Consider the following 14,161-nt stretch of genomic DNA (forward strand, 5'->3'; position numbering starts at 1 on the left):
ATTCGCCTGAGTCAAGTCGCGGATCATAGAAGGCACTGACCGCTCCAGCGTGTCATGTCCCCCGTTTGGGCGTGTCGCACCGCTCGGGTGGGCCTTCCGGGGGACAACTGACTCGTCCTCAGGCGCTCAGGAGGCGCTGCGACGGGCCTCCCAGGCGCTCGACACCATCTCGTCCAGGGAGTGCCGCATGGCCCACTCGAGGTCACGGGCGGCGGCTTCGCCGGTCGCGACGATGCGGGCCGGGTCGCCGGGGCGCCGCGGTGCGATCTCGGGGTCGAAGGCGATCCCGGTGCCCGACGCCATCGCGTCCATGATCTGCCGGACGCTCACGCCGTCGCCGCTGCCGAGGTTGTAGGCACGCTCGAGCGGCTCCCCCGCCTCGAGCTTCCGCGCGGCCACCGCGTGCGAGTGCGCCAGGTCGGCCACGTGCACGTAGTCGCGGACGCAGGTGCCGTCCGGGGTGGCGTAGTCGTCGCCGTTGATCCGCGGGGTCCGGCCGGCGAGCAGCGCGTCGAAGACCAGCGGGAACAGGTTGTGCGGGCTGGCGTCGTACAGGTCGGGCTCCCCCGAACCGACGACGTTGAAGTACCGGAGCGACGTGGTGGTGAAGCCCGCGGCGACCTCCATGTCGCGCAGCAGCCACTCGCCGATGAGCTTCGACTCGCCGTACGGCGACTCCGGGTTCTTCGGGGTGGACTCGACCACGGTCTCGACGTCCGGCGTGCCGTAGACCGCCGCGCTGGACGAGAAGACCGCCTTGGTGACGCCGGTCTCCGCCATCGCGCGCAGCAGGGTCGCCATGCCGGTGACGTTCTGCTCGTAGGTGTGCAGCGGGCGCTCGACCGAGACGCCGGCGTACTTGAACCCCGCGACGTGGACCACGCCGGTGACCTCGTGCTCGCGCAGCGTGCGTGCGACGAGCTCGCCGTCGAGGATCGTGCCCTCGACGAACGGCACGTCGTCCGGGACGAACGCGCGGAAGCCGCTCGACAGATCGTCGAACGCGACCGTGTCGATGCCGGCCGAGCGCAGCGCTCGGACGACGTGGGACCCGATGTACCCGGCACCGCCGGTGACCAGCCAACTCATGCTCGCCACGCTAGCGGACGTCGGCGACGCCCCGGTGGCGGTGTGCGGGTCCACGCCACGGCGTGCGGCCCCGCGCCGGTCCCGGTGCCGGCTCCGCGCCCCTAGGCGCCGGTGGCGATGAACACGGTCGACGTGATGCCGTCGGAGGAGTCCGCCTCGACCGTCACGTCGCCCTCGTCCGGGGTGATGAAGCACGACTCGCCCTTGCGGAGCAGGGTCGCCGACTGCGCGCCGACGAGCGTGACGACGCCCTCGGTGCAGATCGCGATCGACGGCCCGACGAGCGGGGCGACCCCGCCGGTGCTCAGTCCCACCGGGCGACCGTCGCCGTCCACCCGCAGCAGCGCGAAGCCGACGCCGTCCGGCGCGAACCGGTCGACGCCCGGGGCGATGCGTTCGGGCTCGAGGACCGGCGCCGGGTACGCGGTGAAGTCCAGCACCCGCAGGAGCTCCGGCACGTCGACGTGCTTCGGCGTGAGCCCGCCGCGCAGCACGTTGTCCGACGGCGCCATCAGCTCGATGCCGAGCCCGTCCTGGTACGCGTGGATGTTGCCGGCGGGCAGGTACATGGCCTGCCCCGCGGTGAGCGTCACCCGGTGCATGAGCAGGGAGACGACGATGCCGGGGTCGCCGGGCCAGCTGGTCGCCAGGTCGCGGACGGTCGCGGTGTTCGGGGTGAGCAGGTCGTCGTCGAGCGAGACGGCCAGGTCGCTCGCGGCCTGCACCACGGCGAGCGCGGACTCGTCGGCGGTCTCGAGCCAGCGGACGGTGTCCTCGAGCCCGTGCAGCAGGTGCACCTCGAGCGGACCGAGGCGTCCGGTGCCGGCGTCGAGCACGCGGACCTCGGCCAGGGTCTCCTCGACCGGGCGGAAGCCGCTCAGCGCCTCGAACCGCTCGCTCAGCGCGACGACGAGCTCGGGCTTCGGGAACGGGTCCTTGTAGTTGCGGGCCGGGTCGTCGAGCGGGATCCCCTCGCGCTCCTCGCGAGCGAAGCCCGCTTCTGCCTGCTCCGGGGTCGGGTGCGCCTGCAGCGAGAGCGGTGCCGCCGCCGCGAGCACCTTGAGCAGGAAGGGCAGGCCGGTGCGGTCCGGACCGAGTGCGGTCTCCGGCTCGTCGGCGATCCAGTCGCGGAGCGTGTCGGCCCCGCCGACCATGGCCGGGTTGACGACGACGCTGGGGCTGCCGGCGTGGGCGCCGAGCCAGAGCTCCGCCTGCGGGGCACCCGTGACGGTGCGGCCGAGGAGCTCCGGGATCGCGGTGACCGAGCCCCAGGCGTAGTCGCGGGGGGTGTTCGTGATGCCGAGGAACATGGGCCAGAGCCTACCGGCGCCGCCGGTGGAGTCCTGCGGACGGCGACCGGCCGGTAGCCTGGCGTCGTGACGAACACCTGGCCGCTGGCGCGCGGGACCGTACCGGAGCGCGAGGCGTTCGCCTTCGGGGCGACGACGCTGTTCGTGCTGTTCGCGGGCGACGCCGTGCCGAACACCCTGACCTGGGTCGGGGCCGGCGTCCTCTGGGCCCTCGTCGCGGCGTGGGGCATCACGATCCTGGTCCGGGCGAAGCCGCCGCTCGTCCGCACCCCCTGGGCACTCTGGGCGTTCCTCGGCTGGTGCCTGGTGACCCTGGTCTGGTCGCACTGGCGCTTCGCGACGATCTCGAGCCTGACCGTGCAGGTGATCTGCGCGGCCGTGGCGTTCACGATCGCCTCGACCCTGACGTGGCGCCGGATCACCGATGCCCTGAGCCTCGCGCTCCGCTGGGTCCTCATGCTCTCGCTCCTGTTCGAGGCCGCCGTCGCGGTGTTCGTCCGGCACCCGATCGCCCCGATCTGGACGGACTACGGCGACCGCGACGTCCCCGACGCCTTCTACTTCTCGCGCGCCGAGCTCTTCACCGGTGGCCGGATCCAGGGGCTGCCCGGCAACGCCAACCTGCTCGCGATGGTGGCCCTGCTGGTCGCGATCGTGGTCGCCGTGCAGTTCGCCGAGGGCCGGATCCGCCGGAACCAGGCGATCGGCTGGCTCGTCGTCGCGGCACTCGGCTTCGTCCTCACCCGCTCGTCGACGGTCATCGCCGCCGCACTCGTGGTCGCCGTGGTCGCACTGGCCGCCGTCTGGATGCGCCGTGTCCCGACCGAGCGCCGGACCCCGCGCTACCTGCTGCTCGCGGTGGGTGCCGTCGTCGTCGCCGTCGCCGCGTTCGTGCTGCGCGGCCCGGTGTCCGAACTGCTCGGCAAGGGCTCGGACGCCACCGGACGCGGGGAGATCTGGGCCAAGGTCCTCGGCCTGATCGACCAGCACCCCGTGGGCGGCTGGGGCTGGATCGGGTACTGGTGGCCGGGCATCCCGACGCTCGCCGACCTGGCGCAGCGCAAGGGCGTCACGTACCTGCAGGCCCACGATGCATACCTGGACGTCTGGATGCAGACCGGCATCATCGGCCTGGTGCTCTTCGCGATCTACGTGGTCACGACGCTGTCCCGCTCGTGGGCCTGCGCGACCCGCATCGGGTACGACGCCGCGCTGCGTCCGCGGTCGTTCGACCCGGTGTCGCTCCTGCCGCTCCTGGTCGTCGTCGCCCTGCTCGTGCAGTCGGTCGCCGAGTCCCGCCTGCTCTACCAGGGGAACTGGGTGCTCTTCGCCCTGCTCGCCATCAAGACGCGCATCGTGCTGACCGGCGAGGAACCGGTGTCCACCGGCGACGGTCCGCGCACGCCGCCCGCCAAGCGCGAGTTCCGCTGGGCCGGCACGCGCTGACCCGGACGCTCGCTCAGCGCGACAGCCACGAGCACGACACCGGGGACGACCACGGGTTCGACTTCACCCGGGCGACCTCGAGCGCCGGGTCCGCGTCGCACGCCGCCACCGCCGCCGGCAGCTGCCCCGCCCACACCGGCCCGTCGCTCCGCCGCGTGTCCGTCGGCGCGACGTGCAGGACCGCCGACGCGACGACGGCGGTGACCACGCACCAACCGGCCAGCGCGCCGACCAGGCGACCCGGGCCTCCCGTCTGTCCGGCAGCACGCGACCAGCTGCGGGCGTCCACGAGCGTGGCGGCGGCGACCACCGCGGCGCTCACCAGCAGCAGGCCGGCGGCCGCGGCGTAGCGCTGCGGCGGCACGGCGGCCATCGCGGCGACCGGCGCCGACCAGCGGATACCGTCGCCGCCGTTGGCGAGCAGGGCCACCCACCACACCGCGACGGAGCCGACGGCGAGGGCTGCGACCATCCACCGGGTGCGCGCTGGCCCGACCACGACGGCCGCCACCAGGACGACGAGCAGCAGGGCTGCGGGCACCACGACCACCGCCCAGCCGTGCTCGACCACCGCCGTCAGCACAGCATCGAGGTCCGGGTCCCAGGCACCCGCCACGGGACGCAGCAGGTACCCCGCGAGCACGTCGCGCACTGCCGGCGACCCCGTGGCGAGGGCACGCGGGCTCGTCAGGGTCGTGATGCCCTGCACCGCCAGGGCGACGACCACGACGAGCGTGACCGGCAGCGCGGTCCACCGGCCGGCCGGTCCGGGCGCACGGCCACGCGGCGTCCAGGCGAGCAGCAGCAGGGGCGCGAACAGGGCGGTGAGCGGTTCGGTGAGCACGGCCACCCCCGCGACCACGGCGAGCGCCCCGGCCGCCCACCACGACCGAGCACGCCACGCGAAGACCCACGGCACCAGGACGAGCAGGAACCAGTGCAGGTTCGCCGCGTTGCCGCTGATCTCGTACGGGGCGAGCGGCAGGACGACGGGGACGGCGGCGAGCACCAGCCGCAACGGCCACGGGCGGACGACGTCGCGGGACAGCACGAACACCAGGGCGCAGACCCCGCCGACGACCGTGCACGCGGCGAGCGCCACCACCTGCGCGTACCGCTCGGGCGGCAGCGCGTACCCGAGGTCGACGATGAGCCGCGGCAGCAGGTGCACGTACCCGGCGTAGGGGTGCAGCAGGGTGTCGACGGGACCCATCGCGATCCGTTCGCGCAGGAACACGCCGCCGTCCTCGGCCCAGACGGTGTTCCGCGGCACCGGGCCGAGCCGGTACCAGGCCAGGGCGGTCGTGAGCAGGCCGACGACGACCGCGACGAGGGGGACGCCGGCGACCCTGCGCGCGAGGTCCATCCGGTGAGGATAGTTCGGTCATCGCGCATCGTCGATACAGCCACACCGCGATGCGGTGTGCTCGTCACAAGGTCGTGCGCCAAGATGGACGCGTGACGGACGGCCGGGTGAGCAGACAGGTGCTCGGGCGCCGGTACCTCTCCGCCTGGATCGGCTTCTCGGCCGGTGGACGGTTCAGCCAGGCGCTCGCGACGGTCATCGTGCTGTTCGGGTTCGGGCAGCCCACCGTCGAGGCCCTGGTCGGCCGGGCGGGGACCTGGGCGGTGCTCGTGACGCTGTTCGTGCTGGCAGGGCTGAGCCTGCTCGGCCAGCGCTACCGGATCGAGTGGCACGGGGTCCTCCCCCTCTCGCTGCTGGCCTTCGTCGGCTACTGCGCGTTGAGCGTGCTCTGGAGCGAGTACTCCTGGGTGGCGCTCCGCGGACTGGTGCAGACCGTGTGCTTCATCGGCCTCGGGCTGTACCTGGCCCTCGGCCGCGACCTGGTGCAGGTGATCCGGGCCTCGGGCGACGCCTTCCGGATCCTGCTCGTGACGGCCCTCGGACTCGAGGTCCTGTCCGGCCTGGTCCTCGACGTCCCGTTCCCGGCGTTCGGCATCCGCGGCGACATCGCGTACGGCGGTCCGATCCAGGGCATCGGCGGCACGCGCAACTTCATGGGCTTCATCGCCGCGATGGCCCTGGTCACCTTCGTGGTCGAGTTCCTCACCCGGTCGGTCACGGTCTGGCGCGCGATCGCCTCGACCTCGCTCGCCGTCATCGCCCTGATGCTCGTGCAGTCCCCCATCACCGGGCTCGCGATGATCGCGCTCGCCGTCACCGCGCTGGCGCTCTGGTCACTCCGGCACGCACGACCGGCGACCAGACCGGTGGTCAACGGCGTCCTCGGCGCGGTCGTCCTGCTGACGCTGGCCGTCGGGGTGCTCGCCCGGCACCGTCTGCTCGCCGAGATCGGGGCGGCCGGCGGCACGGCCACCCGGACAGACCTGTGGTCGCAGATTCGGGTCCTGGTGGAGCGCTACCCGATCCAGGGCTGGGGCTGGGTGGGCACGTGGCCGACCGAGCCCGTCGTGCCTTACGTCACGCTCATCGACCCCGCCGGCGTCCGGTTCACCTCGGGACTCAACGCCTTCGTGGACGCCTGGCTGCAGATCGGGTTCGCGGGCACGCTCATTCTCGGCATCACGGCGCTGCTCGCGTTCGCGCGCGCCTGGGTGACGGCGACGACGTTCCCCGGGGTGGCGTACGTGTGGCCGGCCGCCGTGCTCGTGCTGCTCGCCGTCACCAGCACGGCGGAGAGCTACCTGCTGCACGGCGCGGGGCTGATGTTCTTCGTGACGGTCCTCGTGATCGCCGCGCGGCGCCGCTCGTGGCGCCGGCACCTGCCGCGCGTGTAGCGCGGACGCTGCGCGCTGCGCGCTGCGCGCTGCGCGCCGTGGCGCTTCGTGAGCAGGAATGGTCGCCTCCGCGGAGGCGACCCGACCGTTGCTGCTCACGAAGCGGCGGTACGGCGCGACCCACCGCCGGCCTGGAGGCCCGTTGCGGCCCCGCACCGCGCCTCCAGGCCGTCGCGCCCAGCGTTCCGGGCCCGCGCATCGTGAGCAGGAAAGGTCGCTTCCGCGGAGGCGACCCGACCGTTCCTGCTCACGAAGCGAGCGCGCTACGGGCGCGTGCGGCGACCGAGGCGGCGCTGCACGCCCCACTGGGTGACGCGGAGCATCGCCTCGAGGACGATGGACCGGCTCATCTTGGAGACGCCGTGCACGCGGTCACGGAAGCGGATGGGCACCTCGACGATGCGTCCGCCGAGGGCGTCCACGCGCAGCGTCATGTCCACCTGGAAGCAGTACCCCTTCGAGTCCACCGACCCGAGGTCCATCCGCGCGATCGCCGACGAGCGGTACACGCGGTAGCCGGCGGTGATGTCCCGCACGTCGAGCCCGAGCACCAGGCGGGCGTAGGTGTTGGCCCCGCGGCTGAGCGCCTGGCGCCGGAGCGGCCAGTCGACGACCGACCCACCGGGGACCCAGCGGGACCCGATGGCGAGCAGGACGTCGTCGGACGCGGTCACGGCGTCGACCAGGGCCGGCAACCGGTCGGCCGGGTGCGAGCCGTCGGCGTCCATCTCGACCAGCAGCGGGTACCCACGCTCCAGACCCCACCGGAACCCGGCGACGTACGCCGTGCCGAGCCCGAGCTTGCCGGAGCGCTGCAGCAGGTGCACACGGTCGTCCGCGGCCGCCAGGGACCGCACGATGTCCCCCGTGCCGTCCGGGCTGCCGTCGTCGACGACGAGCACGTGGGCACCGGGCACCGCCGCCAGCACGGCGGCGGTGATCGCACGGATGTTCTCGGCCTCGTCGTACGTCGGGACGATGACGAGGGCGGTGGTCTCCCCCGGGGTCACCGGTTCAGGCGCCGCTTCACCTTGCCGGCGACGCTCCGGGGTCCCTCGGTGCGCAGGTAGTGCACGGCACGGCCGAGGTCGTAGCGGACGCCGGAGAGCTTCTTGCGCTCCGGGACGCGGACGCGCATCTTGTGCGGCTCGATCGACGACGCGGTGTCGCGCACGGACTTGTCCGCAGCGCGGATCGGGTTCCGGCAGAACTCGACAAGGGGGGCGAGGACGTTCTCCCACGTGAACTGCTCGCGCACGCGGTCGACGTTGCCGATGAACTCCGTGCGGGCCTTCTTGTCGAAGAGCGCCGTCTCGAGCGCGGTGGCCAGTCCGTCGATGTCCTGCTCGTGCACCGCGATGCCGAGCTTCTCTTCTGCGACGAGGTCACCGAACGAGTCGCCGGCCGTCGTGACGATCGGCAGACGTGCCCACAGGTAGTCGAGGATGCGGGTCCGGAACGAGAAGGTGGTCTCGAGGTGCTCGTAGTGCGTCGAGACGCCGGCGTCGGCCTCGAGCAGGTATGCGCCGCGCTCCTCGTACGGGATCCACTGGTCGTTGAAGAACACGTGCTTGCCGGTGAGACCGAGCGCGTCGGCCTCGGCGCGGACCTTCGCGACGATGTCCATCTCGGGGACGTCGGGGTTCGGGTGCTGCACGCCCATGAAGAAGAGCTTCACCGACGGGCGGCGCTCGGCGAGCTGGGCGATCGAGCGGACCAGGGTGATCGGGTCGAACCAGTCGTAGATCCCACCGCCCCAGACGACGAGCTTGTCGTTCTTGCCGATGCCCGGCACGACGCCCTTGACGCGCTGCTGGTCGTGGACCGGCGGCGTCGAGGACAGGCCGAACGGCACGACGCCGATGAGCGAGCGCAGGTCGGCGTCGCGCGAGTACGTGCGGGCGTTCACGCGGCCGGAGCCGGCGAGCTGCCCGAGCCAGAACATCCGCTGGCGCTCGGAGGCGCAGATGAAGTAGTCGCCGAGCTCGAGCTGGTGGTTCAGCGTGTCCGAGGCGTCGAGGATCTGGCGGTTCCACTTGTCGACGTCGTCGCTACGGCCCTGTTCCAGCTGCTCGAGGTGCAGCGGGTCGTAGACGTCGACGACCAGGATCTTGCTGGTCGACTCGAGCACCGGGAACAGCCGGAGCGCGTGGCCCTGCACGATGATGACGTCGGCCCAGCCCTCGTGCTCGACCATCTGGCGCGGGTGGCGGTGCGGGACCGTGACGACCTCGTACGACGGGTCGATCGGCGACGAGCGGGTCAGGCTGACCACGCGGACGTCGTGCTCGGACGCCAGCTGCTTGGCCATCTGCGTGGCACGGATCGCCGGACCGGCCATCTTGGCGCCGATCGAGTCGCCCGTGATGATGAGGACGCGGCGACGGGTACCGACCTCGAGCACGCCGAGGGAGTGCACGATCTTGTCGTAGCCGGCCAGGTAGTTCTCGATCGGGTACGCGGGCTCGTCGCGGTTGCCGAACAGGCGGAGGAGCTCACGGTCGGACCGGACGCGGGTCGCCTGGATCTGGCGGCGGGACTCGGTCATCGACGGCAGCTGCTCGACGAACTGGTCGACGCCGTAGATGCCCGCCATGCTCGTCTTCGGCACCGGGATGGTCGGGACGCTGTCGTCGCCGGGGTTGCGCAGGTCGAGCTCGGTGGAGTCGAGCTCCCCCCGGCCCACGGCACGGCGGACGGCGAGTGCCAGGGAACCGGGGAGCGCCGCGGCGAGCTGCTCGTCACCGAGGTTCTTGTAGAGCGTGAACAGTGCGTTCCGCTCGAGCAGGTAGGTCTCGCGGAAGTCGCCGAACTTGTTCATCGACGCGTGGTGCTTGTGGAACGCGACCGACTTCGGCTGGTACCGGAAGCGCCAGCCGAGCAGGTTGAGCCGCCAGCCGAGGTCGACGTCCTCGTAGAACATGAAGTAGCGGTCGTCGAAGCCGTCGAGCTGCTCGAAGAGCTCGGCGCGGATGAACATCGCGGCGCCGGTGCCGAACAGGACGTCGGTCTCGCTCTCCCACCGGCCGGTGTCCGGCGACCCGGCGAAGGGCTTGTAGCCCATGCCGTACCAGGTCATCGCGGCCTCGGTGAAGTCGACGTTGACGCCTTCCCAGTCGAGGACCTTCGAGGCGACGGCGCCGATGTCGGCACCGGAGGCGAAGGTGGCCATCGCCTCGCGCACCCAGCCGGTGTCCGGGCGGGCGTCGTTGTTGAGGAACGCCACGACCTCGCCGGAGGACTTCTCGACGCCGAGGTTGCACCCCCCGGTGAACCCGAGGTTCGCACCCGCGTCGATCAGGGTGAAGTCGAGGCTCGAGGCCTTCAGACGCCCGAGGTGCTCGGGGCCCGAACCGTTCTCGACGACGATCACCTCGAGCTTGTCCTGCGGCCAGTCCTGCTTGCGGAGTTCCGCGATGCTCGTCAGGGTGTCGTCCGTGCCCTTGTAGTTCACGAGGATGACGGACACGACTCCCGGCTTGCGCTCTGTCACGCGAGTTCCTCCAGCAGCTGCCGCGCACCGGGCGCGGGTCGATGGGTCGGCCAACGGGGTGCCGCGGGCCGATGACACCCTACAAGGCGCGCCCAGGGACTCCCTGCCGCCGCTGCGGATTCGTGCAGAATGGCGTGCGTGACCGCAGTGATCCCGAGCACCCCCATGTCCTCTCCCCTCCGCGAGGACTACGCGGCCCTCGCGGCCGACGAGCACGCCGAGGGCCCCCGCGGCACGATCCGCTTCGCGGTGTCGACCGCCGACCCGGCCGAGGGCAAGGGCGACCTGTTCGTCGCGCTCGGGCTGGCACGGGCGCTCCGGGCCGAGGGCTGGGGCGTCGCGATGTGGCCGCTCGAGCGCTGGGGCGAGGAGCTCCCCGCCGACACCGCCGTCGTGGTCAGCATGATCGAGTCCTTCGTGCCCGGGTACGTCCCCGCCGGCACCGCCCTGGTGGCGTGGGTGCGGAACTGGACCGCCAAGTGGGCAGCCCTGCCGTACCTCGACGAGTTCGACGCGGTCTGGACGTCGTCCGGGATCGCCCGCGACGCGATCGCGGCCGCGTACTCCGGCCCCGTCGAGGTGGTGCCGATCGGCGTCGACACCGAGCTGTTCACGACCGACGCCCCCGCGCCGCGCGAGCGCACGGACCGCGCCGTGACCACCGTCAACTTCTGGGGCGTCCGCCGCCGGGTGCAGGACGTCCTCGCCGAGGTCGCCCCGGCCGAACCGGTCGTCTGGTTCGCCGCGAACGTCGACCACGTCGAGGCCTCCGCGGGCGTCGAGCTCCGCCCGGCCGTGTCCTACTTCGCCCTGCCCGAGGTCTACCGCGCCGCCGGTTTCGTCGTCGACGACGTCATCGAGCCGGCCGCCGAGTACGGCACCCTGAACTCCCGCCTGTACGAGTCGCTCGCGTCCGGTGCACTGCCGGTCACCGACTGCGCGCTCGGGCTCGACGAGCTCGGCCTGTCCGACGTGCCGGTGTTCGACGACGCCGACTCGCTCGAGCGCGTGCTCGCGATGCCCCGCGACGAGCGCACCGCCCTGGTCGCCCGGCTCCGCGCCGTCGTGGTCGAGCGGCACTCGTTCCGCAGCCGCGCCGAACAGGTCGGTCCGTCGCTCGACGCCGCCGTCGCCGCCGCCTCGGGCCGGAGCGGCGAGCGTGGCGCGTTCCTGCGGTGGGCCACCGCCCAGCGCGAGACGCTCCGGCAGACCGAGCACGACCGCGACGTCCACCTGGCCGGCGTGCACGACATCAACGCTCGCCTGGTCGCGTCGGAGCAGAAGGTCGGCGCGTACGACACCGCCCGTCGCCTGGCCGAGGCGGAGCGCGACCAGATCGCGGCCCGCTTCGAGGGCCTCACGCGCTCCCCCGAGTACCGGCTGCTGCACGGCGTGGGCCTGATGGCGCGGCGCGCGCGCCGCTGACGGCGGTCGACGCGACCCACGACGGACGGGAGGCCCGGTACCAGCTGGTACCGGGCCTCCCGTCCGTCGTGTGGTGACCGTCTACTGCACGGTGACGCTCTTCGTGCCGAAGCTCTTGTAGGTGCCGCTCGGCAGGTCCTGGAAGTAGACGCGCACGGTGTGCGTGCCCTTCTTCACCCCGGTGAACTTCCGCGACAGCCCGACGTCCGAACCCCAGTCCGGGTGCACGGCCTGCACGTCGGTGCGGGTCGCGTTGACGGTGCCCGGCGAGACGGCGACGCCGTCCAGGTGGATCTTGTACTTGACCGGGTCCCAGACGTCCGGGTCGATCGCCCAGCCGGCCACGGTGATGGTGCCCGTGCCGCCGGTGACGGACTCGTACAGGCCCTTGACCGAGCCGGTCTTGCCCGTCTTGCCGGTGGTCGGCGGGTCGGTGACCGTCACGCTCTTCGTGCCGAAGCTCTTGTACGTGCCGCTCGGCAGCTCCCGGAAGTACACGCGCACGCTGTGCGTGCCGGCGGTCAGCCCGGGGATCTTCAGCGAGAGGCCGACGTCGGAGCCCCACGCGGGGTGCACGGCCTCGACGTCGGTCCGCTTCGCGTTCGCGGTCCCGGGGGCGATGGCGACACCGTCGACGTGGATCTTGTAGGCGACGGGGTCCCAGACGTCGGGGTCGATCGCCCAGCCGCGCACCGTGGCGCTGTTCACGCCACCGACCACGGACTCGAACGCACCCTTGACCGAGCCGGTCTTGCCCGTCTTGCCGGTCGTCCCCGACGCGTCGGGTTCGGCGGTCGACGCGGCGGTCACGGTCACGGACTTGGTGCCGAAGCTGACGTACTTGCCGCCCTGCAGGTCCTGGAAGTAGACGCGCACGGTGTGCTTGCCCGCCTTCAGGCCGGTGAGCCGGAGCGTCAGACCGACGTCGGAGCCCCACGTCGGGTGCGTCGCCTCGACGTCGGTGCGGGTGGCGTCCGCGACCCCGCTGTTCGTGCTCACGCCGTCGACGTGGATCTTGTACTTGACCGGGTCCCACACGTCCGGGTCGATCGCCCAGCCGCGCACGGTGGCCGTGCCGACGCCGCCGGTGACGGAGTCGTACGACCCGCGCACGGCACCGGTCTTGCCGGTCTTGCCGGTGGTCGGGGCGTCCACGACGACCGACTTCGACGCGACCTTCACGTACTTCGTGCCGGGCTTGTCCATCACGTACAGCGTCACCGCGCGCGAGCCCGCGCTGATGCCGCCGATCGTCTTCGAGAAGCCGAGGGTGCTGCCGACGCCGGGGTAGACCTTCGCCACGTCGGTGCGGGTCTTGTCCGCCGTGCCGGTCGCCTTGCTCACGCCGTCGACGAGGATCTTCCACGAGCCGGGCTTGGACGAGTCGGGGTCGAGGACCCAGCCGGTGGCCGAGATCGTGCCGACGCCACCGGTCACCGAGTCGAGGACGCCCTTGGGGGCCGCGCTCGTGATGGTCCGGGTGTAACAGCCGAGCAGGGTGTTCGCCCCGCGGCCCTGGTTGATGGCGTAGCTGCAGACGGAGTGCTTGCCGAGGCTCAGCCCGGTCAGTTCGGCCGAGAACCCGTGGCGGGTGTTGTTCGCGCCGAGGGTGCCGGCGAGGTCGCTCCGGGTCTTGTCCGCCGTGACGGTCTTCGCGCCGGCGCCGTCGACGTAGAACGCGACGCGCAGGGCGTTGGTGGTGTCCGGGTCGGCCGCCCAGCCGGTGACCGTGATCGACGAGGTGGAGGTCGCGGTCACGGAGTCGACGTCGCCGTAGGGGTTGCCGCCGCCGGCCGCAGCACCGAACCAGTCGGTGTACATGCGCCAGAAGTTGCGGTTGCCGTAGGCGGAGCAGCTGTCACCGGAGCCGTAGAGGTTCGACATGGCCGCGGCGTTCGGGGTGTACGGGGTGTAGATGTACAGGCTCGCGGTGGCCTGGTTCTGGATGTAGACGGACTTCCGACCGCAGGCCGCGTTCGGGTTGAGCAGGATCGAGTTCGTCCGGCCCGCCTGGTACGCCCACGAGGTCGGCGACGCCTGGTACCGCTTGAACTGCAGGGCCGCTGCGTAGACCTGCTGGCCGAAGCCGAAGTACGCCGGGTCGCACGGGGCGGTGTCCGGGCACGCGAAGCCGGTGGCGTGCAGGTACATGTAGGACGTCGGCGAGGACGTCGTGACGATGCCCTGCTCCTTCTGCAGGAGCACGAGGAGCACCTTCTGGCTGATGCCGCACGCGGCACCGACCTGGGCGATCATCGTCGCGGCCGACTTGGTGCCACCAGCGATGGCCGCGCACCGGCCGGAGACGGCGCCGATCGAGCTCATCTTCTGCGAGAAGTCCTTCAGGCAGGCGGGTCCGCTCGACGACTTCCGGCAGTTCGGCGCGACGCTCGTCAGGAACGACTGCACGGCGGCGGCGTTCATCGCCGAGCCGTTGTAGAAGTTCGCGTCGCTGATGATGTTGCCCGGGTCGAAGTCCGAGGCGACCGCGGCCGAGGCCGACTGGGTCGTCGTCTGCTCCGCGAGCACCGTGCCGAAGGTCAGGCCGCTCACCGCGACGGCGAAGGCCGCCACCAGGGCGAGGGAGCTCCGGAGGGAACGACGGGAGCGGGCTGCTCGGGGGGAACGGGTGGTGCGG

9 protein-coding genes are annotated in these 14,161 nt (G+C 71.9%); 3 read left to right on the forward strand and 6 right to left on the reverse strand.

The annotated features are described in order from the left end of the window. Positions 1–126: 126 nt before the first annotated feature. Both galE and manA read right to left on the reverse strand, forming a co-directional pair. Positions 127–1,089, reverse strand: coding sequence for a UDP-glucose 4-epimerase GalE (gene galE, locus DEJ21_RS14515; protein ID WP_071405789.1), 963 nt, complete (start codon positions 1,087–1,089; stop codon positions 127–129). A 101-nt stretch (positions 1,090–1,190) separates the two neighbouring features. Further along, on the reverse strand, positions 1,191–2,399 hold the full coding sequence (gene manA, locus DEJ21_RS14520; protein ID WP_111225073.1) for a mannose-6-phosphate isomerase, class I: 1,209 nt from the start codon (positions 2,397–2,399) through the stop codon (positions 1,191–1,193). A 66-nt stretch (positions 2,400–2,465) separates the two neighbouring features. Here manA and DEJ21_RS14525 point away from each other — a divergent pair, with 66 nt between their 5' ends. Further along, positions 2,466–3,845 carry an O-antigen ligase gene (locus DEJ21_RS14525; RefSeq protein ID WP_071405764.1) on the forward strand — a complete coding sequence of 460 codons (1,380 nt, stop codon included), beginning with the start codon at positions 2,466–2,468 and terminating at the stop codon, positions 3,843–3,845. A gap of 13 nt (positions 3,846–3,858) precedes the next feature. On the opposite strand, the gene DEJ21_RS14530 is transcribed toward DEJ21_RS14525, so the two are convergent. After that, the gene (locus tag DEJ21_RS14530) at positions 3,859–5,211 is read right to left on the reverse strand and encodes a hypothetical protein (protein WP_111225074.1); all 1,353 of its coding nucleotides are present in this window, start codon (positions 5,209–5,211) and stop codon (positions 3,859–3,861) included. A gap of 92 nt (positions 5,212–5,303) precedes the next feature. Between DEJ21_RS14530 and DEJ21_RS14535 the strand changes: the two genes are divergently transcribed. Beyond that, positions 5,304–6,605, forward strand: coding sequence for an O-antigen ligase (locus tag DEJ21_RS14535; RefSeq protein WP_146243540.1), 1,302 nt, complete (start codon positions 5,304–5,306; stop codon positions 6,603–6,605). 263 nt (positions 6,606–6,868) lie between these two features. Here DEJ21_RS14535 and DEJ21_RS14540 read toward each other — a convergent pair whose 3' ends face one another. Both DEJ21_RS14540 and DEJ21_RS14545 read right to left on the reverse strand, forming a co-directional pair. Next, a complete protein-coding gene (locus tag DEJ21_RS14540) occupies positions 6,869–7,615 on the reverse strand; it encodes a polyprenol monophosphomannose synthase (protein WP_111031898.1) in 747 nt (248 codons plus the stop codon). Next, positions 7,612–10,098: a glycosyltransferase gene (locus DEJ21_RS14545; RefSeq protein WP_071405761.1), complete on the reverse strand. Its 2,487-nt coding sequence runs from the start codon at positions 10,096–10,098 to the stop codon at positions 7,612–7,614. The genes DEJ21_RS14540 and DEJ21_RS14545 overlap by 4 nt, the downstream gene beginning before the upstream one ends. Before the next feature lie 138 nt (positions 10,099–10,236). On the opposite strand from DEJ21_RS14545, the gene DEJ21_RS14550 reads away from it, so the two are divergent. Continuing rightward, the gene (locus tag DEJ21_RS14550; protein WP_181435915.1) at positions 10,237–11,523 is read left to right on the forward strand and encodes a glycosyltransferase; all 1,287 of its coding nucleotides are present in this window, start codon (positions 10,237–10,239) and stop codon (positions 11,521–11,523) included. 81 nt (positions 11,524–11,604) lie between these two features. On the opposite strand, the gene DEJ21_RS18355 is transcribed toward DEJ21_RS14550, so the two are convergent. After that, positions 11,605–14,161: hypothetical protein (locus DEJ21_RS18355; RefSeq protein WP_181435916.1), on the reverse strand; the 2,557-nt coding region annotated here is incomplete at its 5' end.

The organism is Curtobacterium sp. MCSS17_006, from assembly GCF_003234215.1.
Taxonomy (GTDB): domain Bacteria; phylum Actinomycetota; class Actinomycetes; order Actinomycetales; family Microbacteriaceae; genus Curtobacterium; species Curtobacterium flaccumfaciens.

What these genes read in the sequence shown, in the direction of transcription:
- galE (WP_071405789.1), bottom strand. Translation starts at nt 1,089, where the DNA reads ATGAGTTGGCTGGTCACCGGCGGTGCCGGGTACATCGGGTCCCACGTC.
- manA (WP_111225073.1), bottom strand. Translation starts at nt 2,399, where the DNA reads ATGTTCCTCGGCATCACGAACACCCCCCGCGACTACGCCTGGGGCTCG.
- DEJ21_RS14530 (WP_111225074.1), bottom strand. Translation starts at nt 5,211, where the DNA reads ATGGACCTCGCGCGCAGGGTCGCCGGCGTCCCCCTCGTCGCGGTCGTC.